This is a genomic window from Winogradskyella arenosi (genome assembly GCF_003337305.1).
Classification (GTDB): domain Bacteria; phylum Bacteroidota; class Bacteroidia; order Flavobacteriales; family Flavobacteriaceae; genus Winogradskyella; species Winogradskyella arenosi.
The window spans coordinates 121,377-146,857 of record NZ_QPJO01000001.1 but is presented as its reverse complement, the minus strand read 5'-3'; the positions used below and the strand labels follow the sequence as shown (position 1 = coordinate 146,857).

Sequence of the window (25,481 nt, the reverse complement as noted above, 5' to 3'; positions counted from 1 at the left end):
AAATTGCAGATGAGCAATTGTATGGGTTATCTATCCAATTAAGCGATAAATGAATCGCTAATTACGTAGAATTTAGCACCTTCTTAGTAAGTCTAAGGGTTGCTAAGGCATCAAAGGGTCTAATCCCTCCACCTTTCTTGATAACATTTCAATAAGTTGTTTGAACTTTGTGAACTACAATATTCCGAAAGAAAATAGGATTATACAAATTTTATTCACTTTTTTTTATTAAGAGCATATGCATTTTAATTGTAACTTTGAATTTCCCTAAAATATCAACTATGTTCGAAAATTTTTGGTTCAATGTGCAATATGGCATGAATCACGTCTTGGATATTAATGGTTATGACCATATCCTTTTTTTAATGGTACTCGCAGTACCTTATTTGTTTAACGACTGGAAACGCGTCCTTGTTTTAGTGACTACCTTTACCGTAGGGCACACGCTCTCCTTGGTTTTAGCGGCTTATGGTGTGGTGCAGATTAATGGCCAATTGGTGGAATTTTTAATTCCGGTGACCATATTAATTATGGCCTTGTACAATGTCTTTACCGCTGGTAAAACTTCTAAAAATAATAAAATAGGCTTGCTGTTTGCTACCACCTTGTTCTTTGGAATTATTCATGGTCTTGGCTTTGCAAGAGAGTTTAAAATGTTTTCTGGTCAGGCCGAAAATAAATTAGAACTGCTTATAGAATTTGCTTTAGGTATAGAAATTGCACAACTAATTATTGTTTTTGTGGTCTTGTTTATAGGATTTATTTGTCAAACGGTATTTAGATTTTCTCGTCGCGATTGGATGATGGTCTTATCTTCTATCGTTATTGGCTTAGTAATTCCTATGATTATAGAAAGTGATCTTATCAACTAGATTAAAGTTTGGTAAAATTTTAACGCGAAGTCAAAGAGGAATGTATTTTTAACCTTTTATCTTCGTTCTGAACAAGGTACGATTGCATAATACTTTTAAGGAATGTCAAAAATAAAACAGCGTCGTTACGATAAAGCGTATTTACGAATCGCTAAAGAATGGGGTAAACTCTCCCATTGCAATAGAAAACAGGTGGGCGCACTTATTGTAAAAGACCGTATGATTATTTCTGATGGTTATAACGGAACGCCTACAGGGTTTGAAAATTACTGTGAGGATGATGAAGGCTATACCAAATGGTATGTGTTACATGCCGAGGCTAATGCCATTTTAAAAGTGGCTTCCTCTACGCAATCTTGTCAAGGAGCAACCTTATACATTACACTTTCGCCTTGTAAAGAGTGTAGTAAGCTAATCCATCAAGCGGGTATTGTTAGAGTCGTGTACCATCAAGGTTATAAGGATGATTCGGGATTAAAATTTCTGAAAAAAGCAGGGATTCAGATAGAGCTTATCGAAGATATCGATTAAGATTCCTTAAGAGGGAAATACTATGGCAACAAAAAATAAATACATACCATTAATTATCGGTGCTGCAATTGCGGCCGGGGTGGTTATTGGTGGAAAATTGAATTTTTCAGACACGTCAGATAACCTCTTTACAAGCAATAGTAAAAAGAATAAACTCAATCGGTTAATCGATTATATTGATTACGAATATGTGGAGGAAGTGAATACGGACAGTATAGTTGATGTGACTGTAAACGGTATTCTGCAAAATTTAGATCCACATTCTACTTATATTCCCAAAGAAGATTTAAAACGCGTCACTGAAAATATGAAAGGTGATTTTGTAGGTATTGGGATTAATTTTTATGCCTACCGTGATACCATTGCTGTAATTAAGCCCACTAAAAATGGTCCTAGTGAACAAGCTGGGATTTTAAGTGGCGATCGTATTCTTATGGCTGATAACGATACGCTTTATGGTGCTCAGATCACTAATAGCATGATTAGCCAAAAGCTTAAAGGGGATAAGAATACCTCTATTAAGCTCACCGTTTATAGAAAAGGAGCGCCAGAGTTGTTAGAGTTTGATGTTAAGCGAAAAGCCATTCCTATTAAAAGTGTAGATGCCGCTTACATGCTTACAGAAGAGTTGGGGTATATAAAAATTAACCGTTTTGCAGAGTCTACCTATAAGGAATTTAAAGCTGCTTTAGATACCCTTCAAGGGCAAGGTGCTAAGAAATTGGCCTTAGATTTAAGAGAGAATCCTGGCGGTTTTTTGGGGATTGCAGAACAGATTGTAGACGAGTTTTTAGAAGATGATAAACTCATTTTATTCACTAAAGATAAGCGCGGAAAAGAGGAATATGTCTATGCTACAGGTAATGGTGCTTTTGAAGATGGTGAGATTTTTATCTTAATCAACGAGAATTCTGCCTCTGCTAGCGAAGTGGTTGCGGGAGCGCTTCAAGATAATGATAAAGGTATTATTGTAGGGCGTCGTTCTTATGGTAAAGGTCTTGTACAACGCGAAATGGCTTTGGGTGACGGTAGTGCGGTACGCTTAACGGTATCGCGATATTATACCCCAACAGGACGCTCCATTCAGAAACCGTATACTAATGGGGATAGTGAAAGTTATTTCAATGATTATTATAAACGTTTACGTACAGGGGAATTGGCGCATGAAGAAAGCATCACAGTTGATGATTCTTTAAAATTTACCACCCCAAAAGGAAAGGTGGTTTATGGCGGTGGCGGTATTATTCCGGATATCTTTGTGCCTGTAGATCAAAGTTTTGATAATGAAACTTTAAATTATCTAAGACGAAGAGGGCATTTTAGATATTTTGCTTTTGAAGCGTTAGATAAGGATCGTATGCTGTATCAAGATCTAACACGATCTGATTTTATGGCGAATTATGAAGTGGAAGACTCGGTGGTAGTTCGTTTTCAGAATTTTGTAAACTTAAGAGAAGGCACCAATATCAATTTTATGGTGTATAGTTCAGAAATAAAACGTCTTATTAAAGCGAATTTGGCGGGACAATTATTTGATGATATTGCCTTTGAAGAGGTTATAAATAATGATGATACAATGGTGCAGGAAGTTATTCTTTTAAGCACAGAATATCCTACACTTAAGCAACATTAACTAGGTAACTTTATCGTGAATTTTGGTTTGCTTACCATCATTCCAAAGGGTTAGGATATCCGTAGCCACGTGAGACCCGCTACCACAGGCGATAGCAAACTGACTGCGCCAACCCGCTAAACTTCCAGCGACATAAAGGTTTGTTTCAACCAAATGATCTGTGTTTCTTAACCAAATCCTATCTTTTTCAACAGCCGATCGCGGATGAGGTTCTATATAATCCTCAAGTCCTTTTATGGTAATAAAACTGGTGTAGCCTACAGCAATCACCACAATTTTAGATTGGTAGCTTTGCTCTTGGGTGGTTACGGTAAAGCCAGAGGCCTGGCGTGTAATGGCTTTTACTTTTTCGTCCTCAATTTGGGTTACATGAGGGTATTGTGCTTTTAATTGGGCTTTACCATCCCTTAGCAAATCGGCACCTAAGGTTCTTGGAGTTAACCCCAGTACATTATTAAATAGGGCACTTTGCAGATGGGATGTTTTTTGATGGGCAATAATACCGATCTGCTTATCCTTAGCAAAGGCTTTCTGTTTTGCAGATCCTAAAACCAAGGCGCAAGATAGTCCTGCTGCTCCACCACCAATAATTAAGGCATCAAAAACCATTATTTCTTGTTGGCTAATTTTTCAATCTTTTTAGAAATTCTAAGAATCTGCAATAAGACAACAGCGCATAAAGCGGCTAACATGGTGATTAATGCAGTCTGACTTTCGCCTTCAAATAAGGCGTTGAAATCTAATTTTGTAGCATTGAAAATGACGAGGCCTATAGCAATAAGGCTTAAAACAAAAGTGAAAATCTTCATAATTTGTGTTTTATGCTAATAACGCTTTAATGTTATGAGCAAATAGTTTTACAGCGATCGCTAACAAAATTACACCAAAAATCTTTCTTATAATGTTAATTCCGTTAGTTCCGATAAGACGTTCTATTTTGGCTGAGGTTTTTAAAACAAGAAAAATAACAAGCACGTTGCTAATAACAGCCACGATAATGTTTTCTATAGCAAATTCAGCACGGAGCGATAATAGCGTGGTCAAGGTTCCTGGTCCTGCCATTAAAGGGAAGGCTAAGGGGAAAACAGAAGCGGTAACCGAACTGTGCTCATCTTCCTTGTATAAGGTAATCCCTAAAACCATTTCTAAAGCAATAAAAAAGATAACAAGGGCACCGGCAACAGCAAACGAGTTTACGTCAATACCAATAAGACTTAAAAGACTTTTTCCTACAAAAAGGAAAATAATCATAATAATACCGGCAATAATAGAGGCTTTACCACTTTGAATATGACCCACTTTTTTTCTTAAGTCAATGATGATTGGGATGTTTCCAATGATATCGATGACCGCAAAAAGGATCATGAAAGCCGTTACAATTTGTTTAAGATCTAATTGCATTTTTTACTCAATTTAAAAATTCTGATGCTTTGGTGTAAGCGTTATAAGGGTTTGTTTTATAGTTCTTTAAAGACCTTATAAAGGTACAAGGTTTTAAATTTTTTGCAAAGGTGCGATATTATTAAGGATTAACAATAATAAATTATTGTTAAGTTTAAGTATTTTTGCACTTGCTTTTTTATGCTTAAAAACAGCGCTTTAAAAGGGATATTTTACAGTATATTTGAAGCCGAAAAAGAAACCATAACAGCCTTTTTTAAGGCTAATTAATTAGTGTATGTTCCAACTTGGAAAAACCATAGTCTCAGAAGACATAATAGATAAGGATTTTGTGTGTAACCTCTCCGCCTGTAAAGGAGCCTGTTGTATTGACGGTGATGCGGGAGCACCTGTAGACCCAGAAGAAGTTGAAATCTTAGAATCTATCTATCCTAAAGTAAAACCTTTTTTAAGACAAGAAGGTATTGATGCTATTGAAGCACAAGGCACGTCTATTACGACCGAGTTTGGTGATTTTGAAACCCCTTTAATTAATGGTGCAGATTGTGCGTATGTGATCTTTGATGAAAAGAAAACGGCCCTTTGCGGTATTGAAGAGGCTTATAATCAAGGTGAGATTACATGGAAAAAACCCGTGTCTTGTCATTTGTATCCTATTCGAGTTAAAGATTATTCGGAGTTTTCTGGTGTGAACTATGAAAAATGGGAGATTTGTGATGATGCCTGTTCATTAGGGAAAGAGTTACAAGTTCCGGTTTATAAGTTTGTAAAGGAAGCGCTCATCCGAAAATTTGGTGCTGATTGGTATGCTGAATTAGAAAAAGTCGCTGAAAATAGAGGCTAAAAGTTAGGCGTTACGCTTTCCTATTTTAAAATATTAGAAATTGTGATCATAATTTTTAGCCTCAAACGCTAAAAATACTGGACCTAAAAAATTAGACCCTTGTCATTTTTGTATTGCTAAAAAATATGGCCTAATTATCCGAATTTCTAAAATTTTAATGTTAAAATATTTCATTTATACGTCCGATTCGTAATTGCTACAAATAGTAGGAAAAGGATTCTATTTTAATCTTTATTTTTGCAAAAATATTTGGAAAAGGCTTCGGCTTAAAAGGTCAGTAAATAGGCTTGTTAATGTTTATTTTAATAAGTAAAATCTTACAAAATTTGAAATTATGAAAACTGCTTATGCTACTGTTATACAGGGTTTTGCTTGTGTTTTGAAGAATGATGTTGTTTTAACGGCTTCAGGCGGTTTTGTTAAAAACTTGTTGACAACGTTTAGCAAATCATCTTTCATTTTTCATTACAAATGTCAATCTTTGCTGCAGGCCAAATGAAATGAATTTTTGAAGGATTTTTGAAAGAGAATAAGTCAAATTATACATTTTATAAGCAAGCCTCTTATTGTCCCCTTAAAGGAAAAAATTAAACTCATTTTACGGAATAACTAATGGAATTTGGAATGATTCATACTCATTCTAATGGACATCTAGTCTTTAAAATTAAAAGAAGAACTATGGAGATTACTCAGATTATAAAAAGAGATTATGAAACAAGTCCCTTTGTTTTAAATAAAATTTCTAATGCGATTGAAAAAGCTATGCTTTCTGTAGGAAATGGTACTAAAGAAGATGCTAATGGAATTTCTGTAGATGTGTTACAGACTTTATTGGATCGTAAAAAAACAGATCATAATTATTTGCCAACCGTAGAAGAGGTTCAAGATTTGGTTGAAGAGAAACTGATGCAAAGCGCGTTTCATGATGTGGCTAAGGCTTACATTTTATACCGTGATGAACAGGCTAGAAATAGAAAGACTAATATTTTTGAAAAACGTATTAACCTTAAGCCTTACGAATATCCTGAGCTTAACGAATATGTAGATGCTATTAGACACTCTTACTGGATTCATTCAGAATTTAACTTTACTAGTGATATTCAAGATTTCAAAACAAGACTTACCGTTGTAGAGCAGAATGCTATAAAAAATACAATGTTGGCCATTTCTCAGATTGAGGTGGCCGTGAAGTCGTTCTGGGGTGAGATTTATAACAAAATGCCAAAACCAGAAATCGGATCTGTGGGGGCGACCTTTGCAGAAAGTGAAGTGCGTCATCAAGATGCTTATTCGCACTTACTAGAAATTCTTGGACTTAACAACGAGTTTAAAAATCTTAAGAAAAAGCCTGTAATAATGAGACGTGTTCATTATTTAGAAACGGCTTTAAAAAATGCCAAGAGTGAAGATAACAAAGAGTATGCAGAGTCTATTTTATTATTCTCGCTATTTATAGAGCATGTGTCTTTATTTTCACAATTCTTAATTATCATGGCTTTCAATAAACATAAAAACATGCTGAAAGGGGTGTCTAATGTTGTTGAAGCAACCTCTAAGGAAGAGCAAATTCATGGTGATTTTGGTATTGATATTATAAAAATTATCAAAAATGAAAACCCAACTTGGTTTGATGAAGAACACAGCGCTTTAGTAAGAGACTTATGTAAAGAGGCCTTCACTTCAGAAAGCAAATTAGTAGATTGGATTTTTGAAGCGGGTGAACTAGAGTTCTTACCTAAAGATGTGATTAATGAGTTTATAAAAAATAGATTTAATAATTCATTAGAAAGTATTGGCATTGAAAAAGTCTTTGATGTCGATGAGACCCTATTAGCACAAACCGAATGGTTTGATGATGAAATTATTGGAACTAAACATGGAGATTTCTTCGTGAAACGTTCTATCAACTACAGTAAAAGAACCAAAAGTATAACCAGCGACGACCTATTTTAAATTATGAGCAACTACACAAACACCGACCTCGACAACAAATTGAAGCAAGACACAACGACAACCTCTAACCGTGAGGAGTTAATAAAAGCTAGAAAAGAAGCTATTAAGGATGCTGATGCTAAATCAGAACCCGAAATAAAATGGTTAACCGAGAACAGTCGTCAGTTTTTAGCGTCAGGCTATTTAACAGGTGATACAACGCCAGAAGAGCGTATAAGAGAAATTGCTAATAATGCTGAAAAAATATTAGGCATCGATGGCTTTGCGGATAAGTTTTATGGCTATATGGCAGAAGGCTATTATTCATTAGCTTCACCGGTTTGGTCTAACTTTGGTAAGCGCCGTGGACTTCCTATTAGTTGTTTTGGGTCGCATATTTCTGATGATATGGGAGATATTCTTTATACCCAGTCTGAAGTTGGTATGATGTCTAAACTTGGAGGTGGTACTTCGGGTTACTTTGGTAAATTAAGACATCGTGGTGCTCCTGTTAAAAATAACGGCGAGTCTTCTGGAGCCGTGCATATTATGCAATTGTTTGAAAAAATGGTTGATGTTGTAAGTCAAGGGTCAGTAAGAAGAGGTCGTTTTTCACCTTACTTACCTATAGAGCATCCAGACATTCATGAGTTTTTAGAAATTGGTACCGAAGGAAATCCAATACAAGAGTTAACCCATGGGGTAACTGTTGGAGATGAGTGGATGCAAGAAATGATTGATGGTGATAAGGATAAGAGAGCTATCTGGGCCAAAGTATTGCAACGTAGAGGAGAGATAGGATATCCTTATATCTTCTTTAAAGACAATGCGAACAACAAGGCTGCAGATGTTTATAAAGATAAAAACCATGAAATCTACGCAAGTAACTTGTGTACAGAAATCATGTTACCAACAAATGAAAAATGGTCGTTTGTATGTGTATTATCATCTATAAACTTATTGCATTATGATAAATGGAAAGATACCGATGCTGTAGAAACGATGGTCTATTTCTTGGATGCGGTTTTAGAAGAATTTATCACCAAATTAGAGGTGTACAGAGATTCTGCAGATCGTGATGATAGACAGACGTTTATGTTCATGGAAAAAGCCTATAATTTTGCAAAAGAAAATAGAGCTTTAGGTTTAGGAGCTTTAGGATGGCATTCTTTATTACAGTCTAAAATGTTAGGTTTTGACAGTCAGGAAGCCTTTAACTTAAACAGTGAAATCTTTAAAACGATTAACGAAAAATCTAACAAAGCCTCTAAAGAGTTAGCCGAATTATTTGGTGAGCCAGAAGTTTTAAAAGGCTATGGAAGACGTAACACAACCTTAAATGCGGTAGCACCAACAACCTCTTCTGCATTTATCTTAGGACAAGTTTCTCAAGGGATTGAGCCAATTTGGTCTAACAGTTATGTAAAAGATATTGCGAAGATTAAAACCACGATTAAAAACCCATATTTGGTAGCCCTTTTAGAAGAAAAAGGTATGAATACCAGTGAGGTGTGGAGAAGCATTAGAGACTATGATGGTTCTGTACAACATTTAGAAGGCTTAACGGATCACGAAAAGGATGTGTTTAAAACCTATTCTGAAATTGACCAAATGACGCTAATTTATCAAGCAGCAAACCGTCAAAATCACATTGATCAAGGTCAGTCTTTAAATATCATGGTACACCCAGATATGCCTGTAAAGGATATTAATAAGCTTTATGTAACGGCTTGGAAACTTGGAGTAAAATCATTGTACTACCAACACAGTATGAATGCTGCACAGAAGTTTAAGCAAAAGAAAGAATGCACGAGTTGTGAAGGATAACAGCTAGGAAAAATACATAAGTGTTAATTATTAAAAGACCACTCTATATAGTGTAGGGTGGTTTTTTTAGGCAAAATTTTAAAATTTCGAAAACTTTATAAACAGCTGTTTATTAGCGTTTTGAGTGTTTTTTGTATACAAAAATATTTTAATATTACTATTCGGTAATTGATAACTAAATGAGTGGTAAAATGTAAGTTTAATTAAATAATAGGAGTAGAAATATAGGCTTAAACCCATGTGCCTCTAAGGGTATAACTTAAACACGTGAATATGTGTAAAGCAAAAAAAAACCATCCAAAATGGTGGATGGTTTATGAATGTGAGATTAAACTCGTAGTACAAATTGCAGTTAGTTTAATCACAGTGTGGTTGCTTTAAGTTCCACAACTCCTTACCAAGGTGGCAGGATGTAATTGTTTAACTTTCAGAAAAGTCTATTGCGCCAACAATAGGCTTTTCGCTTTTAAAGTATTACAAAGGTAATATATCTTTCCTTCGATTATCTGAAAATAACAAAATTTTTTTGTACATTTTAACAATAATAAAATTATTTTTTTGATACGCTTCTGTTTAACTAGAATACGTAAGAAATGAGATGCTTTTTTATTTTAGAGTTTTATAGGTCTATTTAGGGCAGCTTTTAATCTCTCAACCATGATACATAAAATTCTTGTTCTGTCTTTTCTTTGGATCTACAGCGCCATAAATGCGCAGTCTGGCCCTGCGGTACTGATCTTAAAAGATAGTACTAGAATTAAAGGTGTTGGAGAAATAAGCGGAATCGCATCTATCGTTTCCGTTAAATTTAAGAATGATACCTTAAAGTATAAAACCTACAGATCAAAAGATCTTATTGGTGTAGATATTCTTGAAAACGATTATTATCGGCAATTCCGTTATAAATATATAGATGGCGATAAATACCCTGAAATCATGGAAATTGTTGCTATTGATAGCTTAAGTCTTTATGTGAGGGTTTATGAAGGAGGTGCATTGTCTAAATCATTTATAAATCAACCCTCAATGAATGTAATACCTAATCAAAGGGTTATATTAGAGAACGGTCAGGAAATTGATCTACGTTCAAGTCGAGCTGTTTACACGGAGATGAGTATCCCGAGATATAGTTATTATGTTGGGAATGGAGAAGACAATCAGGTGGCTCATCTTTATACCAAGGGGTTGCCGTTTTCTAAAAGTTTTAAAAAGGCAATGAAAGCGTATTTTAAAGATTGTCCAACCTTGGTTGAAAACGTAGAAAATAAAACCTTTTCAAAGGAGAATTTACTTCAGGTAATAGAATTCTTTAATGAACATTGTTACACATCAGATTCAGAATAGATTTCAGAATTCAAAATTACTTTTCAACTAAAGTATCTGTCCCTAAATACTTATCATCTTTATTATAATACCAGGCTCTAATTTTGGGTATTTTTATGCCGTTTAGAAGCGTTTCTTCAGAAAGCAATATATATTCACCACTATCTTGTTTCTCTTTACCATTATCGTCTGTTTTAAAGAACTGGTAGATTTCCATGGCATAAGTCTTCGGATTAAAATAGAAATACCAAACATCGCTTCCTACGGCTTCGTCATAAGTTACTTTTAAAACCAAATAGTCCTTGTCTTTAAAGCTTTTCTTTTCAACGTTGTTGCTAAGGTTTGTACCCGTGTCTTTCAACTTCATAGGTAAACCATATAAATAAGAATAGTAGTCTTTATATAATGTGGCTCTATCACAAGTCATGTTCTTTTGTTTAGCAGCTGAGGGCTTTATAGCCTTTCCATTATAACGCATGGTACATTTACCCTTGTTTAAAGTGTACGTGGTGCTAACTGTATCTTTTGTGGCGCTAACGCTAAAATATTCAGCAGGTAAATTAATTGAAATGCTACTCGTGCGTTTTGTAGATTTTGGTGTTGTCATTTCTACAGTAAAGGTCTCATTAAATGTTTTCCAATTGCCGTTTGGATCGTGATATGCAATAGCCTTATCTAATAAGGTTTCAGGGCTCATATTCTGGCTAAGGCTTAAAAAGAAAATAAAGAAGACACTGTAGGTAAAGAATGATTTCATAGTTTCAATTTTGCTACAAATTACACATTAGGGCATAAAAAAAAGCATCCAATGCCGAATTTTACGGGAGGATGCTTTTTTAACTTAAAATCTAAAACGATTTAGTTTTTATTTCTCTTCCATTAAAGCGAAGAACTTATCAATGTTTGGCATTAAGATAATACGTGTTCTACGGTTTTTAGCACGGTTAGCGTTAGAGTCATTTTCAACCAATGGTTGGTAGCTACTACGACCAGAAGCAATTAATTGCTCAGGGGCAACGTTAAACTGATTTTGTAATTTTCTTACCACTGAAGTGGCACGTAATACACTTAAATCCCAGTTATCTGCAATTTTTTCAGTGTTAATGCTTCTAGAATCGGTATGACCTTCAACCATAACATCTAAACTTGGTTCAGAATTGATAACTTCAGCTAATTTCTTTAAAATCTTGTCAGCCTTATTTCCTACTCGGTAACTTGCAGTGTTAAACAACATGTCATCTGCAATAGAAATCATAACAACAGTTTCGTTAATATCTACAACGATGTCTTCATCTTCATCAAGATCGCTAGTGTTCATCGCTTTACTTAAATTGTACTGAATAGCAATATTCATAGAATCCTTTAAGGTCTTAGCTCCAGCTAATTTTTCTGGATCTACGTTTTTTAAGGTTTCACGCATTTTTTCTTTGCTTGCTCCAGAGGCTACAGTACCATCTTCAGAAACTTGAAACTGGGCTTTATTTTCAATAGTTAAACCTTCAACATCTTCGTTTAAAGATTTTATTTTACTGTTGTAATCATTAACGCGAGCTTCTATAATGGCAAACTTATTCTCTAATTCTTCCTTTTCTACTCTTGTCTTAGTAAGTTCGCTTGTAAGCTCACCTTTTTCTTGTTCTAAGGCCACGTATTTCTTTTTTGAAACACATGCACTTAATAGTAGGGTTGTGACTAATAGTATTGAAATTTTTTTCATCTTAAGTTTTTAATTTAATTAATTTCTAAAGTAGATATACGACGAAAGTCCATTTTTGGATGTTGAAAAGCCCTATTTTTTTTGATAAAAATAGGGCTTTTTATATTAAGATGCTTATTTAGAGCACTCTAAATTGAAATGTAAGTTTTACTCCACTTCTTGCTTGTCAGCAGCTAAAGTTGCAGGCTCTACAGAGCTGTCATGAGCATTGTAATACTCTTCTAAAAGATTCATAGTAGCAACTAATAAATCTTTAGTTTCTAAGAGTAATCCAAAATACAAGGTGGTATTTTTAGGACTCGACTCTTCAGTTCGTGTTCTAGCTACTTGTTTTACAATCTTGTCGGTAACAAGGTCTAATACTTCCTTCTTACGATTAATGATAACACCAATTTGCTCAAAAGAATGTGAATTAAAGGCCGATTTAGTATCGTTAAATAGAATTTCTAAGGCCGTATCAATTTCTTTTAATTCTTTAATCTGGCTAAATTTAAGTTTCTTATGGTTGTTGTTAATATGCTTATGGCTCACCTTAGAAATGTATTCTAAAGACTGCGTCATATCTTCTAAGTATCCTAAGATGTTAATATAGAAACTACTTGCACGAAGACTTGTTTCATCTAAATTTTTAATAAAATAGAAGATGTTATCTCTAAGACTATCAACTTCCTTAGCTAACTTATCGACTTGTTTTTTATTCTTTTTTAATAAGGATAAGTCTTGTTTTGCTAATCCGTTCACCGCATTTGTGTAGATTTTGTTTCCACGTTTTACCACGTTAGAAATGTTATCTGCACTTTCTAAAATAACACCTTGTACAGAGCTACTTCCAGTCTCTTTAAGACTGTCTTCTTCGGCGGTCTTGTTTGATGATTTTTTATGCGAAACATAGTTTCTGTAAAGTAATAATGCTGTAATTAATAATAAAATAGGAATCATTACTGATGGATTCCAGTTGATTAAGAACACCACGATACCAGCAGCTAAAAAGGCTCCTAATGCGGTACCAAACCATCCACCAATAACATTTAATACTCCGGCAACTCTGTATACAGCACTTTCTCTACCCCAAGCTCTATCGGCTAAAGAGGTACCCATGGCCACCATAAAGGTCACATAAGTTGTAGATAATGGCAATTTAAATGAGGTTGCAATAGCAATAAGAACACCGGCAACCATTAAGTTAACAGAAGCTCTAATCATATCAAAAGCAGGGGCATCCATACTTTGATCTTTGGTCATATTAGAGGCAGGCTTATCAAAACTATTATTAATTTTTACCTGGAATGATTTAGGAACTAAGACACCAAAATAACTAGATAATTGTGAAGATCCTTTTACAATAGCTCTAGAGAGACGGTTAGGCTCAAATTTATCGTGCGTATCGCCTTGACGCGATAAGCTTAATTCTGTTTCTGCAACAGATTTTGCTTTTTTAGAAAACCATAAGGTTAAGACCATGATGGCTCCTGCAATGAATAATAAATAAGGTTCAGCCGGTACTTTTTTCTCTAATACAGACATAGACATACCAACATCCATTCCGCCAGCAATCCATGCTTCATAAGAGTGGTAAGCTGCCATTGGTACCCCGATAAAGTTTACTAAATCGTTACCAGAGAAGGCTAATGCTAAACCAAATGTTCCTACCGCAATAACGGCTAGTAAAGAGGTCTTTTTAGTGAGCTTTTCAAAACCAAAAGAAAATAAAGTCCAAAAGACAAAGCTACCTAGAATAATATAGGCTTCGTTTCCTTCTAAAACACTCTTCAATTCTTTATAATAAGGTGTTCCTTTTAAACCTTTTAAGAAAATAAAGTATGTAATAGCGGTTAAAGCTACACCGGCAAAAACAATTCCGAAGTGCTTTAATTTTTTTTCAAAGTTAAAGGTGAAAATCAATCGAGAAACCCATTGTACTAAGGCACCGACCGTGAAAGCAATAATCACCGACAGTAGAATACCACTAATAATCGTTAACGCGGTATCTGTAGCAATGTATTTTCCTAGATCTGCAAAGGTTTCTGTTTCAGATTGGCTAATTTTTATAAGTGACATCACAACAGCAGCACCCAATAAGTTGAATACAATAGAAACCGTTGTAGAGGTTGGTAAACCAAGGGTGTTAAAGAAATCTAGCAATAAGATATCTGTAATCATTACGGCCATGAAAATGAGCATAATTTCACCGAACTCAAATTGTGCGGGTACAAAAATACCTTTTCTTGCAACTTCCATCATTCCGCTAGAGAAGACGGCACCAATAAAGATTCCTAAACTGGCAATGATCATAATTGATCTTAATGATATTGCTTTAGATCCAATAGCCGAGTTTAAAAAGTTAATAGCATCATTACTAACACCAACTACAATATCAGCAATCGCTAAAACGGTAATGGCAATTAACATTAATAAATAAATATTATCCATAATTTTTAATTAAAATAAGTTTGCAAATATCTGATTAGAATTTCAGAATAAGGTTATGTAATTGTTATATTTTTTAAGTTTAAAAGTGAATATCAAAACCAAGCCTAAAGGTAATATTATCTTGGTTCTTATCTTCAGTGGTATAGCTAAGATCTGACTGTATTTTTAGTTTGTGGCCTACAATGTATTTAGACGCTCCAAGGGTATACTGTTCTTCGGGTAAAGTTCCTGTAACCTCTTCATAGTCTAAGGTGGTAAAACGCAGGGCTATCTCATAATTACTTTTTAGTAAATACCCGGCTTGTAAATTTACAGCACTTCCGGTAAGCACAAGAGCTCCTGTTGGTGTCATGGAATCTGCTTCTGTGGCTATTTCGTCTTCAGCAGTACGTTTGGCATATTCGCCCATAAACGAAAATCCGCGGTACTTAAACATAGCATCTGCAAATAGGGTAGTTTGGTCGGTTTCATAAAGGGTTCCGTCAGCTCTTAACATATAATCTCCAGCAAAACCACGTTCTCTAACGGCATCTTGGTTGTAGTTGTAGGTAAAGCCAAGCATTAATTTTGGATTTTCTTCACGTTTTAAATCAGATTGGCTGTAGTCGCCTTTAGATTTAAACATTCCAAATGGTAAGATTTCTAATCGGGCTGTATATTGTAAACCGCCTTCATTACCTTCCGTAACATTACGGCCTTCACCTTGTGAAATTGCAAATTTTTCGCGCATTACTAGGGTTTTACCGATGGCTGTTTTGTGTCTTAACTGAATACCGATATCGCGATCTAAATTAAAACTGCTATTTAATAAGGAACGGTTTATAAATTGAAGGTTGGCAGAAGAAATGACACGTTCTACGTTACCAGGAAGTTTTGTTTGTCCGGCCCAAAGCTCCCAATTCCCTGTAAAATTCCACATGGCTACAGCGTCTAAAATATAACGTGGTGTATTTCTATTATAGTCGTTGGCGCCTGAAATATCGCGATTAGATAAGCCTAATTCTAATTTATAACGGAGTTGAGGTGAATACGCAAACCCATCAAATTTTAAACGTGCTCGGCGAACAATAAAATTGTGTTCTGGACTTCCGTACTGATCGCTGTCGTAATCCCATGATGAAATAGAACGGACTTGAAAACGTGGGGCGAATTTTATACTAAAAGAGCTGTCTTTAGCCGTAAAGTTAATTAGACCCTTACCAAAAGAGGTATCGCTAATTTCTTGAGCACCAAGAGTAGACATTACTATGAGTACCATAGCAATCGTAGAGAATGATAATTTCATTATTAGTCATTAGTTTTTGTCGGGAGCAAAATTACTAAGTCTAATGTTAACAGAATGTTTTCTTATTATTACGATATCTGTTGCAAGAAAAAAGGCCGCTTTAGAAAAAAGCAGCCTTATTAAAATTCATATTTATTAAGTCGACAAAAACTAATAATACCTATGAAATGCTTAAAGTGTTATAATAACACGTTACAAATATGGCAATTAAAGGTTTTAGGTGTGTAATGCTAACATTATGTAATTATTAAGTTTAAATTAAGCGGTTTTGTAATATGTAAGAATCTGTACACAAGTGTTTTAGGGGTTTAATGTTAACTTAATGTTACGTAAATGTTGTTTAAATGTAAATTTTATGTTATATTCGTATAGTAATTATTAATTAAAACCCCAATTGTATGAAAAAGATAGTAACAATGATCGTAATGCTGTGTGTAGGGTTTACGTTTGCACAAGAAAAAATACAACCTAAATTAGAGAAGAACGATAATGGTATTGTTGCTACGTATTACCATGATAATGGAGAAATTCAGCAAACAGGTGCGTTTGATAAAAATGGTAAATTACAAGGAGAATGGACCAGTTTTGATTCTGAAGGTAACAAACTAGCTTCAGCAACTTATGAAGCAGGAAAAAAAGTAGGGAAATGGTTCTTTTGGGAAGGTGATGTTTTAAAAGAAGTAGATTATAAAAACAACCGAATTGTTCAAGTTGTAGAATGGTCTAATGATCGTACTTTGGTATCTAGGAACTAAGTAAACATTATATATAAAAAAAGAGCTGTAATACGTATTACAGCTCTTTTTTGTTTTCAGTAACTATAGCTTATAGCTTCATGCTGTAGCCTAAGCTAAACGATGTTCCAGGGTTTCTTACTGAAAAGTTTGCCGTGGTATCACCAAAAGATTCATACTGACTTAATCTTTCGTCGTTAAGAATATTGCTAATCTTTAAGCTGATTTTAGATCTGTTGTCTTCTCCAAAAGTTTTAGAAAGATTAAAGTTTAAGCTGTTAAATGATTGTGTGTATACATCCGGATTCTGACCAAATCCTACAACTTGTAAGGTTTTTCCTTGAACATTATAAAAGATTCCAGTTTCAAAACCTGAAGCGGTATTGTTGTAGTTTAAACCTACGTTAACTAAGTACGGAGACTGACCTTGTAACTCTCTAGTATCGTCTATAGTTTCCCCATCTCTAGCAAACTGTTGTCTAGATTCGTATTCTTGACCTTCGCCCTTAGCCATTTCAATCTCAGATTCAATAATTGAGATGTTCACATTTAAACTTAAATCGGTTAAAGACTCTGAGATAAAACCAAAGTTTTTTCGACCTTCAAACTCTAAACCATATACTTTTGCTTCTGGTGAGTTTCTCGGGGTAAACTGATTTGGTGCAACAAAAGAAAAGGCCACTAACTCAATAGGGTCTTTGAATTGTTTGTAAAATCCACTAACGGCAAACATTTGTGCTTTCTCACCAAAGAATTCGTATCTCGCATCAAAGTTGTTAATGTAAGAGGGTTGTAAGTCAATATTTCCTAAGAAGGTTATTCCTGTTAATAAATCTGGGATTTGTACTACTGAAGACTCCTTAAAACTTGGTCGTGCTACCGTACGGAAGTAAGATAAACGTATGTTAGATTTTTCATTGGCTTCATAAATAAAGTTTGCAGAAGGGAATAAATCTAATTCTTCAATAGTTTTTTCATTATCATAGATTTCAGAACCTGAATTGTTTTGACCTGTAAATAAGGTTGTAAAATATTCAGCTCTAAGTCCAACAATAGATTTCAGTTTTTCAGTAATCTTAAACTCATTAGAAACATAAGCTGCCGCTGTATTTTGTACAGATTCGTAAGAGTTGGCCGGTTCAAAATTACCACGAATATAAGACCCTGAATTGGTATCAGGTGTCCAAATATTGTTAGGATCTAAAATCGCATTCGGATCACCGTTAAAAGTTGTTGTGTTTACACTTCTAAAAGCAACTTCATACTTATAGATATCGTAATTACGTTTTTTATAACTTGCTAAAGCACCAAATTTAAGGGCTGCAGGCTTGCTAAATAATTCGTATTTTTTAGTGAAATCTACCTTACCTGTTCCGTTAAACTCTTCTAAGTCTCTCCATAAACGTTGTGGGAAACCTGCATCAGAACTGATACTTGTAGAGCCATCATTGTTTATAATAAAAGTCGTTAAGCGTACATCTTTATCATATACACGACTAAAGCTTGGAGAAATTTTCCATTCTGTAATGAAATCATTTTCAATATCGTTGTGCTGACCTCCAATTAAGAAATTAGTTAATGAACGTTGTGTGTATTCTAAATTGTCTTTGTTAACATCAATATCGTTAGAGATTTCTGTGTTTTGTGTAAATAAGGCCGCTCTACTTTCTCCATTTTGAATGTGTAAAACATTGAAGTTATATTTAGAGTTATCCGTTTTATAAGATAAACCTACTAAACCACTTAATAAAACGTTATTTTCACCTAAATCACCGGTTTGTCTACGGTCAAATCTTAAGGCGTTTATAGAACGATCTTCATTTTTTTGATACACCCCATTTTCAAAACCTTCATAAAATTTAGTTTCGTTTTTGTAGTTAATAGAGGCAATTAAACCTAAACGATTTTCACCCAAATCAAATTGATTACCGTAATTAAACCCTAAGCTAAAATCTGGACTACTGGTGCCACGTTCTGTCGCTAAAGTTCTATTGAAAGAACGGGTAATCCCTTCTAAGCTGCTGTTATTAGCAGAAGCTGGGTTTGGAATATCTGTTGTAGGGGTTACTGGTAATTCTCGAGTACCACTGTCAAAACCTAAAAAGTCAGTACCGCTACCATCGTAAGTTACGTAGTTAGAGTTAAAGCTCATATCAGGGTTGTAGGTCGTAGAGACTGAGAAGCTCATCGTTTTTCTTGAAGGGAAATCCTTAGTAATGATATCTACAACACCTCCTGTAAAATCTGCTGGTAAATCTGCAGATCCTGATTTTATAACAATTATGTTTTCTAAAATATTGGTAGGGAAAATATCCATCTGAACCGTGTTTTTGTCAGGGTCAAGTCCAGGAATATCCATCCCATTTAAAATAGATTTGGTGTAACGGTCTCCTAAACCTCTAACGTATACAAACTTTCCGTTTTGTACAGATACACCAGGTACACTTTTAATCGCAGAAGCAATATCACTTGCCCCTGATTTTTTGATGCTTTCAATAGAAAGACCATCTAAAAGTACAGCCGAATTACGTTGCAGGTTAAGCACCGATTCTTCTGTGTTTCTTCGAGCAGAGGTGGTAATTACCACTTCACTTAAAGCTGCAGAAGAGGGGTTTAAAGTTACATTAACTTCAACAACATTATTAGCTTCAATAGTGACTTCAGAAATCGCTTTTGTTTCATAACCCACAAAAGAATACACTAAGGTGTAGGTTCCGACATCTAGGGTTAATTTATAGACACCATCAAAGTCGGTCGTGGTACCAGTTGAGGAGTTTTGAACTACAACATTAGCAAAAGGAAGCACATCGTTAAATTCACCATCAAAAATTTTACCCGTTAACGTTCCGGTCTCTTGTGCCGATACGAATGAAAGAGATAAAAGAATTGAAAAAAAAAGAGATACAGATTTAAGCATTTTAGGGTATTATTTTAAAATATACAAAATGTCCGAAAGTGATTTTCGGACATTTTGAAAAATTATGTTTGTTAATTTAGAAGGCGTTTTGAGACGCTGCGTAAGTCCATCCAAATACTGAAGTGTTTGCACCAGTTGATGCTTCAGTAGCTGTGATCGCTGATACGTTATTTGTAAAGTTTTCTGCGTTAGCGTCTGCTTCAATAAGATCTGCTAATGCAACACCTGTTGGTAAAACAACTTCCCAATTAGAGAATGCTAAGCGACCAGCAGTGAATTCAGTTTGAGAATCTTCTCCACTAATTCTTACAGTAGCATCAGCGCTAAAATTGTAAGCTAAAATGTTATTTAAGTTGGCAATTAAACCATCTCTACAATCTGCTATGTAACTAGAGTTAGAAGCGTTACCAATTAAAGTAATGTTGCTCATTGTGTAACCCGCTTCTGTAGCAGCAGATCCTTCAGGTCCGTCTAATTCTAGAGCACTTCCAGACTCAACACCTTGAACCACTACAGCGTTAGTTACAGAACCAGACCAAGCTTGATCAGCATCTAAACCGTCATCACCATGAGACCATGTAATTAAATTTGTAGCATTCACAGTTCCACCGAACCACTCAAATCCATCATCTTGGTTAGAAACAACCTCGATGTTCTCTACTGTAGTACCAGCACCAACACCACCAAAGGTAACACCGTTAATTTCGTTATCAGATCCTATAGTAATACCACCATGTCTTACAGAAATGTATTTGTAAACCCCAGAGTTATCATCAGCATCAGTTCCTCCGTACTGACCGTAAGGCTCAGTTGCAGGAATTCCTTCAATCTGTGCTGTTTCAACATCACCACTAACAGAGATAGGTGCACGTCCTAAGATGATTAAACCACCCCATAATCCAACATCATTTTGGTTTAAGTTGGTACCAGCAGTTTCACCGTAAGTAATATTATCTAAAACAGAGGTCATAATGATAGGGTTTGAAGACGTTCCTTCAGCCATTATTTTACCACCTTGATCCACAACTAAAGCAGACGCTAAAGACTCTTGTCCTTCTGCACCTTTAATAATAGTTCCTGCTTCAATAGTTAAAGTTACACCGTCATTAACAACCACTTTTCCATTTAATTGATAAATGTTGCTAGAAGACCATGTTTCATCTGCTGTGATAATTCCAGATTTTTGAACTAATTCGTTATCAACTCCACCACCAGTAGTTGTACCGTTGTCATCATCACTACTACAGTTAAATGCTAATAGTGAAAATGCAAATAAGAAAGATAAATTTTTAATTGTTTTCATTTTGTTTTGTTCATTAATTGTTATGCCGCAAAGAAACTGCGAAAGCCGAAAAAGTCTGTTACCTCATGGTTAAGCCTTGGTGATAAAAAGGTTACCTTAAGACCGTTGTTTTATCATTTAGGAAACATTAATTTAACATTGAAAATGCTATCTTGCCTTCTTTAATATATAGGTATGAACTGGGAACAATTACTATCCTTAAAGCGCTTTGGCGATACGAATAAGAGATTAAGAAAGGAACAAGATGAGACCCGCTTGGGGTTTGAAGTGGATTATGATCGGATTATATTTTCTTCTGAATTTAGAGGTTTACAAGACAAAACCCAGGTGGTACCCTTGTCTAAAACCGATTTTGTCCACACCCGTTTAACCCACAGTTTAGAAGTGAGTGTCGTAGGGCGCTCTCTAGGAAGACGCGTAGGGCAATTGCTTTTACAAAAACATCCGCATCTAGAAAGTGTTCATGGTTATAAAATGAATGACTTTGGGGCTATTGTAGCCGCAGCAGCTTTGGCTCATGATATTGGGAACCCTCCTTTTGGACATTCTGGAGAAAAAGCTATTGGCGCCTATTTTAGAGAAGGTCATGGCGCTGAGTTTAAAGCGCAACTAACGGCAAAAGAATATCAAGACCTCTGTGATTTTGAAGGTAATGCTAACGGATTTAAGATCTTAACCGAGAGTAGAGTTGGGAGAGAAGGCGGTCTTAGATTAAGCTATGCCACATTGGGCGCTTTTATGAAGTACCCTAAAGAATCTTTGCCTAAAAAACCGAGTAACCATATTGTGGATAAGAAATATGGCTTTTTTCAAAGTGAAAAACACATGTTTAATGATATTGCTACGGACCTAGGCTTAATTAAACGACATGACGATTATTTAAGTTTTCAAAGACACCCTTTAGCCTTCTTGGTAGAGGCTGCAGATGATATCTGTTATACGATTATTGATTTTGAAGATGGTATTAACCTTGGATTAATTCAAGAAGAATACGCCTTAGAGTACCTTATTAATTTGGTGCGTGGCAGTATAAAAACGGAGAATTATAACACCCTTAAAACTACGCAAGACCGTATAAGTTATTTACGGGCCTTAGCGATTGGACGCCTTATTGATGAAGCGGCAACCTTATTTATGGCCCATGAAGAAGCGATTTTAGAAGGAAAGTTTGAAACCGCTTTGCTTGATGTGAGTCAGTATAAAGCCCAAATTAAGGATATCATTAATATTAGTATAAATAATGTTTACCGCTCTAAAGACGTTATTAATAAGGAGATTGCAGGCTATAAGATTCTCAATCAATTATTAGAAGCATTTGGTAAAATGGCTTATCACTATTACCTCGGAAAGCTCTCTAATTACGATAAGCTATTGCTCAGTACATTGCCAGAGATTGTGCAGCTTAATACCGATTCTCTTTATGACAACCTATTAGCGGTATGTCTCTACATCTCAAAACTTTCGGATACAAACGCCATGTTATTGCATAAAAAGTTACAAGGTCAGATTTTATAATCTGACCTTAAGGGATTTAGTGTGGTGTATTTCATCGAATAATTTTGTTTTTTAACGAGATATTGTTTTCTTTTACTACAAAATCAATCATTTAACTTATTACAGATGGAAAATAATATACTCGGAGGACTGGTAATCTTTGTTGTTGTCATTACCTGTTTGCTCTTATTAGACGACATTTCTACGCCAAAAGAAACAGTGCCTCATTATGAGGGTACAGAATTACAACATGTAGAAAACGATGCAGACTTAGCCGTTGTTCAATTTCAACATTAGGTCATTTATTGTTTTCTGAACTGCAGTAACATCTAATTCTTGTAAGGCCAACAATTGGCTCACGGTGCCATGCTCAATAAAGGCATCCTCAATTCCCAAGGTTTTAATAGGAAGCTTGTAATGATGAGTATTGGCAAAAGTGAGAATAGAACTCCCCAAACCACCGTTAAGTGTGCCTTCTTCAATTGTAATAACGGCTTTATGGTTTGTAAAGACATCATGCAATAAGGTCTGATCTAAAGGCTTAACAAATTGCATGTCGTAATGACTAATTGCGGCCTCGTCGGGATGGTTTATAATAGCCTCTTCAACGGTCTTGGCCATAGTTCCTATAGAAAGTATGGCAATTTTATCTCCTGTTTTAAGCGGAACAGCACGACCTATTTCAATAGGTTCAAATGGTTTTTTCCAATCTAGTAAATGTCCACGACCTCTCGGGTAGCGAATGGCGATTGGGAAATCAATACCTAACTGTACCGTATACATTATGTTTCTAAGTGCAATGGCGTCTCTTGGTGCGAAAATTACGAGATTAGGAATACAATTTAGATAGGCCAAATCAAACACACCATGATGTGTGGCACCATCTTCTCCCACTAATCCAGCACGATCTAAACAGAATACAACCGGTAGGTTTTGCAAGGCAACATCATGAATAATTTGATCATAAGCCCGTTGTAAAAACGTTGAATAGATATTACAAAACGGAATTAAGCCTTGGGTAGCCATACCTGCAGCTAAAGTTACGGCATGTTGCTCTGCGATGCCCACATCAAAAGCACGTTCTGGAAGGGCTTCCATCATGTATTTTAAAGAGCTTCCTGTTGGCATTGCTGGAGTAATCCCCACAATTTTTTTATTGTTTTCTGCCAATTCCACGATGGTTTCACCAAAGACATCCTGAAATTTAGGTGGAATTTTTTTCTTTGATTTAATGGGAAGATCGCCGGTTAAGGCATCAAACTTTCCGGGAGCATGGTACTTTATCTGATCGAGTTCGGCTTGTCTTAAGCCTTTCCCTTTAGTGGTGATAACGTGTAAAAATTTTGGTCCTTTTACGGTTTTTAAACGTTTTAACTCCTTAATTAATAAGGGTAAATCATGACCATCAATAGGTCCGGAATAATTGAAGTTTAAGGCTTCAAAGATATTATCTTGCCTCTCAGTACCTTTTTTAACATTGGTAAGATATTGTTTCAGCGCGCCTACACTGGGATCTATACCAATAGCATTATCGTTTAAAATAACCAGTAAATTGGCATCTGTAACTCCGGCGTGGTTCAGTCCTTCAAAGGCCATACCACTTGCAATAGAGGCATCACCAATAACCGCAATGTGTTGTTTGTCTTCGCCTTTAATTTTTGAAGCGATCGCCATTCCTAAGGCAGCAGAGATTGAAGTTGAAGAGTGACCAACACCAAAAGCATCAAATGGACTTTCACTGCGTTTAGGAAATCCGCTTAAGCCTTTAAATTGCCTATTGGTTTCAAAAGTATCTCTTCGTCCTGTTAATATTTTATGACCATAAGCTTGGTGCCCAACATCCCAAATTAACAAATCTTCAGGCGTATTAAAAACATAGTGTAGGGCAATAGTAAGTTCTACAACACCTAAACTTGCACCTAAATGGCCTTCTTTAGTGGCTACAATATGAATTATAAATTGGCGTAACTCTTGGGCAAGTTGCCTTAAGTCTTCTGCAGGGAGTTGGCGTAAATCTTCGGGAAGATTAATATGGTCTAAAAGTTTTTTCATCCGTTTACAAATGTACTATATGCAATTGTATTTTTTAATTCAATTAGAATCGTATTTTTACAATATATTCATGATTCCGATTTTATACCGATAAGGTTTCAGGAATTATGAAACGTATAAATTTAAAGTCCTACAGCGTTGAGGTTGAAATGTGAGACCATTCAATCTAACAAAAACCTAAGCCATACAAGCATGATTAATCCATTTGACGATACTTATTTTATGAAAAAAGCACTTCAAGAAGCGGAGCTGGCTTATGAAAAAGGGGAAATTCCTGTTGGCGCCATAATTGTAGTTAAAGATCGGGTTATAGCCCGTACGCATAACCTTACGGAATTATTAAATGATGTTACCGCGCATGCCGAAATGCAAGCCATTACCTCGGCAGCCAATTTTTTAGGCGGAAAGTATTTGCTGAATTGCACCTTATACGTAACACTAGAGCCTTGCCAAATGTGTGCTGGGGCCTTGTATTGGAGTCAAATATCTAAAGTGGTTTATGGGGCCTCTGATGTGCAGCGAGGTTTTAACACCATGGGTACGCAACTGCATCCTAAAACAGAAGTGGTCGGTGGGGTTTTAGCTGAAGAAGCATCCGCATTGATGAAACGCTTTTTTATTGAAAAACGAAATTTGAATTAAGAAGATTAAAAAAAACAATTATGAAAACGAAATTACTCCTTTGTTTTGCGCTTGTGATTCTAAGTTGCAAAACCAGTTTTAAAAATAATGAGACCGGCATGATAACAACACAACAGATTGCGAAAGGAAATTTACATGGCTCAGGTGAAGAGGGGATAAGCAAACAAAACCTAGTGATTACCAATGCAAAAGATTGGCAGGCTTTAATTATGCAGATGAATCGTGTGAATACGGTTTCTGAACAATTTACTGAAACGGATATTAATTTTTCAGACTATGATATTATTGCCGTGTTTAGTGATGTTAAAGGGAGTGGCGGCTATCGTATAGATCTAGAAGTGCATAATACCTCTGAGCATACCGTGGTTAAGGTTAAGCAGAAATCTCCTGAAGGTATCGCTACGAGTGTTATAACTCAGCCGTATTGTATTGTGAAAATTCCTAAGACTACTTTACCAGTTATTTTTGAATAAAAGAGGGGTTAGAAAGGCTTTAGGATTCTCAACTGAAGCCTTATAACTACCATTTAAGGTCTTGTCTTTAC

At 35.4% G+C, this 25,481-nt stretch carries 21 protein-coding genes and 1 riboswitch; of the genes, 11 read left to right on the top strand and 10 right to left on the bottom strand.

The features are described from left to right. Positions 1 to 23: 23 nt before the first annotated feature. Positions 24 to 147: riboswitch (SAM riboswitch) on the bottom strand. A 134-nt stretch (positions 148 to 281) separates the two neighbouring features. The 3 genes from DFQ08_RS00605 to DFQ08_RS00595 all read left to right on the top strand — a co-directional run bounded on the left by DFQ08_RS00605 (position 282) and on the right by DFQ08_RS00595 (position 3,036). Then, a complete protein-coding gene (locus DFQ08_RS00605; protein ID WP_114307865.1) occupies positions 282 to 872 on the top strand; it encodes a HupE/UreJ family protein in 591 nt (196 codons plus the stop codon). A 102-nt stretch (positions 873 to 974) separates the two neighbouring features. Next, positions 975 to 1,403: a deoxycytidylate deaminase gene (locus tag DFQ08_RS00600; protein WP_114307864.1), complete on the top strand. Its 429-nt coding sequence runs from the start codon at positions 975 to 977 to the stop codon at positions 1,401 to 1,403. Positions 1,404 to 1,425: 22 nt separating this feature from the next. Continuing rightward, positions 1,426 to 3,036, top strand: coding sequence for a S41 family peptidase (locus DFQ08_RS00595; RefSeq protein WP_114307863.1), 1,611 nt, complete (start codon positions 1,426 to 1,428; stop codon positions 3,034 to 3,036). Here the strand turns inward: DFQ08_RS00595 and DFQ08_RS00590 are convergent, their stop codons facing one another. From DFQ08_RS00590 to DFQ08_RS00580, 3 genes are read right to left on the bottom strand one after another with little or no spacing between them, the layout of a single operon-like run. Next, entirely contained in the window at positions 3,037 to 3,645 is a 609-nt protein-coding gene (locus DFQ08_RS00590) for an FAD-dependent oxidoreductase (RefSeq protein WP_114307862.1), read from the bottom strand. Further along, positions 3,645 to 3,845 (bottom strand): hypothetical protein, encoded by a 201-nt coding sequence (locus DFQ08_RS00585; RefSeq protein WP_114307861.1) that lies wholly within the window; start codon positions 3,843 to 3,845, stop codon positions 3,645 to 3,647. Before DFQ08_RS00585 ends, DFQ08_RS00590 begins: the two co-directional genes overlap by 1 nt. 10 nt (positions 3,846 to 3,855) lie before the next feature. Further along, positions 3,856 to 4,437 (bottom strand): MarC family protein, encoded by a 582-nt coding sequence (locus DFQ08_RS00580; RefSeq protein ID WP_114307860.1) that lies wholly within the window; start codon positions 4,435 to 4,437, stop codon positions 3,856 to 3,858. Between the two features lie 277 nt (positions 4,438 to 4,714). On the opposite strand from DFQ08_RS00580, the gene DFQ08_RS00575 reads away from it, so the two are divergent. The 4 genes from DFQ08_RS00575 to DFQ08_RS00560 all read left to right on the top strand — a co-directional run bounded on the left by DFQ08_RS00575 (position 4,715) and on the right by DFQ08_RS00560 (position 10,384). Next, positions 4,715 to 5,281, top strand: a complete 567-nt coding sequence (locus DFQ08_RS00575) for a DUF3109 family protein (protein ID WP_114307859.1) — start codon at positions 4,715 to 4,717, stop codon at positions 5,279 to 5,281. Between the two features lie 678 nt (positions 5,282 to 5,959). Beyond that, positions 5,960 to 7,234 carry a ribonucleotide-diphosphate reductase subunit beta gene (locus DFQ08_RS00570; protein WP_114308632.1) on the top strand — a complete coding sequence of 425 codons (1,275 nt, stop codon included), beginning with the start codon at positions 5,960 to 5,962 and terminating at the stop codon, positions 7,232 to 7,234. Between the two features lie 3 nt (positions 7,235 to 7,237). Continuing rightward, positions 7,238 to 9,040 carry a ribonucleoside-diphosphate reductase subunit alpha gene (locus DFQ08_RS00565; protein ID WP_114307858.1) on the top strand — a complete coding sequence of 601 codons (1,803 nt, stop codon included), beginning with the start codon at positions 7,238 to 7,240 and terminating at the stop codon, positions 9,038 to 9,040. Positions 9,041 to 9,697: 657 nt separating this feature from the next. After that, positions 9,698 to 10,384 (top strand): hypothetical protein, encoded by a 687-nt coding sequence (locus DFQ08_RS00560; RefSeq protein ID WP_114307857.1) that lies wholly within the window; start codon positions 9,698 to 9,700, stop codon positions 10,382 to 10,384. A 16-nt stretch (positions 10,385 to 10,400) separates the two neighbouring features. Here the strand turns inward: DFQ08_RS00560 and DFQ08_RS00555 are convergent, their stop codons facing one another. The 4 genes from DFQ08_RS00555 to DFQ08_RS00540 all read right to left on the bottom strand — a co-directional run bounded on the left by DFQ08_RS00555 (position 10,401) and on the right by DFQ08_RS00540 (position 15,795). Further along, complete coding sequence (locus DFQ08_RS00555; protein ID WP_114307856.1) at positions 10,401 to 11,120, bottom strand: DUF6503 family protein; 720 nt, start codon at positions 11,118 to 11,120, stop codon at positions 10,401 to 10,403. 108 nt (positions 11,121 to 11,228) lie between these two features. Continuing rightward, the gene (locus DFQ08_RS00550; protein ID WP_114307855.1) at positions 11,229 to 12,080 is read right to left on the bottom strand and encodes an OmpA/MotB family protein; all 852 of its coding nucleotides are present in this window, start codon (positions 12,078 to 12,080) and stop codon (positions 11,229 to 11,231) included. Positions 12,081 to 12,227: 147 nt separating this feature from the next. Next, a complete protein-coding gene (locus DFQ08_RS00545; protein ID WP_114307854.1) occupies positions 12,228 to 14,510 on the bottom strand; it encodes an inorganic phosphate transporter in 2,283 nt (760 codons plus the stop codon). Positions 14,511 to 14,589: 79 nt separating this feature from the next. Next, a complete protein-coding gene (locus DFQ08_RS00540) occupies positions 14,590 to 15,795 on the bottom strand; it encodes a porin (RefSeq protein WP_114307853.1) in 1,206 nt (401 codons plus the stop codon). A gap of 398 nt (positions 15,796 to 16,193) precedes the next feature. Here DFQ08_RS00540 and DFQ08_RS00535 point away from each other — a divergent pair, with 398 nt between their 5' ends. Beyond that, positions 16,194 to 16,550, top strand: a complete 357-nt coding sequence (locus tag DFQ08_RS00535; RefSeq protein ID WP_114307852.1) for a toxin-antitoxin system YwqK family antitoxin — start codon at positions 16,194 to 16,196, stop codon at positions 16,548 to 16,550. 70 nt (positions 16,551 to 16,620) lie between these two features. On the opposite strand, the gene DFQ08_RS00530 is transcribed toward DFQ08_RS00535, so the two are convergent. Together DFQ08_RS00530 and DFQ08_RS00525 are read right to left on the bottom strand one after the other, a co-directional pair. After that, positions 16,621 to 19,446: a TonB-dependent receptor gene (locus DFQ08_RS00530; RefSeq protein WP_114307851.1), complete on the bottom strand. Its 2,826-nt coding sequence runs from the start codon at positions 19,444 to 19,446 to the stop codon at positions 16,621 to 16,623. Between the two features lie 76 nt (positions 19,447 to 19,522). Then, a complete protein-coding gene (locus tag DFQ08_RS00525; protein ID WP_114307850.1) occupies positions 19,523 to 20,749 on the bottom strand; it encodes a hypothetical protein in 1,227 nt (408 codons plus the stop codon). Between the two features lie 174 nt (positions 20,750 to 20,923). Here DFQ08_RS00525 and DFQ08_RS00520 point away from each other — a divergent pair, with 174 nt between their 5' ends. Next, the gene (locus DFQ08_RS00520) at positions 20,924 to 22,264 is read left to right on the top strand and encodes a deoxyguanosinetriphosphate triphosphohydrolase (RefSeq protein ID WP_114307849.1); all 1,341 of its coding nucleotides are present in this window, start codon (positions 20,924 to 20,926) and stop codon (positions 22,262 to 22,264) included. Between the two features lie 249 nt (positions 22,265 to 22,513). On the opposite strand, the gene DFQ08_RS00515 is transcribed toward DFQ08_RS00520, so the two are convergent. Beyond that, positions 22,514 to 24,295: a 1-deoxy-D-xylulose-5-phosphate synthase gene (locus tag DFQ08_RS00515; protein WP_114307848.1), complete on the bottom strand. Its 1,782-nt coding sequence runs from the start codon at positions 24,293 to 24,295 to the stop codon at positions 22,514 to 22,516. A gap of 192 nt (positions 24,296 to 24,487) precedes the next feature. On the opposite strand from DFQ08_RS00515, the gene DFQ08_RS00510 reads away from it, so the two are divergent. Then, a complete protein-coding gene (locus DFQ08_RS00510; RefSeq protein WP_114307847.1) occupies positions 24,488 to 24,937 on the top strand; it encodes a nucleoside deaminase in 450 nt (149 codons plus the stop codon). Positions 24,938 to 24,957: 20 nt separating this feature from the next. Next, positions 24,958 to 25,410: a protease complex subunit PrcB family protein gene (locus tag DFQ08_RS00505; RefSeq protein WP_114307846.1), complete on the top strand. Its 453-nt coding sequence runs from the start codon at positions 24,958 to 24,960 to the stop codon at positions 25,408 to 25,410. Positions 25,411 to 25,481 lie beyond the last annotated feature (71 nt).

What these genes read in the sequence shown, in the direction of transcription:
- DFQ08_RS00515 (WP_114307848.1), bottom strand. Translation starts at nt 24,295, where the DNA reads ATGAAAAAACTTTTAGACCATATTAATCTTCCCGAAGATTTACGCCAA.
- DFQ08_RS00600 (WP_114307864.1), top strand. Translation starts at nt 975, where the DNA reads ATGTCAAAAATAAAACAGCGTCGTTACGATAAAGCGTATTTACGAATC.
- DFQ08_RS00560 (WP_114307857.1), top strand. Translation starts at nt 9,698, where the DNA reads ATGATACATAAAATTCTTGTTCTGTCTTTTCTTTGGATCTACAGCGCC.
- DFQ08_RS00505 (WP_114307846.1), top strand. Translation starts at nt 24,958, where the DNA reads ATGAAAACGAAATTACTCCTTTGTTTTGCGCTTGTGATTCTAAGTTGC.
- DFQ08_RS00595 (WP_114307863.1), top strand. Translation starts at nt 1,426, where the DNA reads ATGGCAACAAAAAATAAATACATACCATTAATTATCGGTGCTGCAATT.
- DFQ08_RS00545 (WP_114307854.1), bottom strand. Translation starts at nt 14,510, where the DNA reads ATGGATAATATTTATTTATTAATGTTAATTGCCATTACCGTTTTAGCG.
- DFQ08_RS00530 (WP_114307851.1), bottom strand. Translation starts at nt 19,446, where the DNA reads ATGCTTAAATCTGTATCTCTTTTTTTTTCAATTCTTTTATCTCTTTCA.
- DFQ08_RS00575 (WP_114307859.1), top strand. Translation starts at nt 4,715, where the DNA reads ATGTTCCAACTTGGAAAAACCATAGTCTCAGAAGACATAATAGATAAG.
- DFQ08_RS00550 (WP_114307855.1), bottom strand. Translation starts at nt 12,080, where the DNA reads ATGAAAAAAATTTCAATACTATTAGTCACAACCCTACTATTAAGTGCA.
- DFQ08_RS00565 (WP_114307858.1), top strand. Translation starts at nt 7,238, where the DNA reads ATGAGCAACTACACAAACACCGACCTCGACAACAAATTGAAGCAAGAC.
- DFQ08_RS00585 (WP_114307861.1), bottom strand. Translation starts at nt 3,845, where the DNA reads ATGAAGATTTTCACTTTTGTTTTAAGCCTTATTGCTATAGGCCTCGTC.
- DFQ08_RS00555 (WP_114307856.1), bottom strand. Translation starts at nt 11,120, where the DNA reads ATGAAATCATTCTTTACCTACAGTGTCTTCTTTATTTTCTTTTTAAGC.
- DFQ08_RS00570 (WP_114308632.1), top strand. Translation starts at nt 5,960, where the DNA reads ATGGAGATTACTCAGATTATAAAAAGAGATTATGAAACAAGTCCCTTT.
- DFQ08_RS00605 (WP_114307865.1), top strand. Translation starts at nt 282, where the DNA reads ATGTTCGAAAATTTTTGGTTCAATGTGCAATATGGCATGAATCACGTC.
- DFQ08_RS00540 (WP_114307853.1), bottom strand. Translation starts at nt 15,795, where the DNA reads ATGAAATTATCATTCTCTACGATTGCTATGGTACTCATAGTAATGTCT.
- DFQ08_RS00510 (WP_114307847.1), top strand. Translation starts at nt 24,488, where the DNA reads ATGATTAATCCATTTGACGATACTTATTTTATGAAAAAAGCACTTCAA.
- DFQ08_RS00535 (WP_114307852.1), top strand. Translation starts at nt 16,194, where the DNA reads ATGAAAAAGATAGTAACAATGATCGTAATGCTGTGTGTAGGGTTTACG.
- DFQ08_RS00525 (WP_114307850.1), bottom strand. Translation starts at nt 20,749, where the DNA reads ATGAAAACAATTAAAAATTTATCTTTCTTATTTGCATTTTCACTATTA.
- DFQ08_RS00520 (WP_114307849.1), top strand. Translation starts at nt 20,924, where the DNA reads ATGAACTGGGAACAATTACTATCCTTAAAGCGCTTTGGCGATACGAAT.
- DFQ08_RS00590 (WP_114307862.1), bottom strand. Translation starts at nt 3,645, where the DNA reads ATGGTTTTTGATGCCTTAATTATTGGTGGTGGAGCAGCAGGACTATCT.
- DFQ08_RS00580 (WP_114307860.1), bottom strand. Translation starts at nt 4,437, where the DNA reads ATGCAATTAGATCTTAAACAAATTGTAACGGCTTTCATGATCCTTTTT.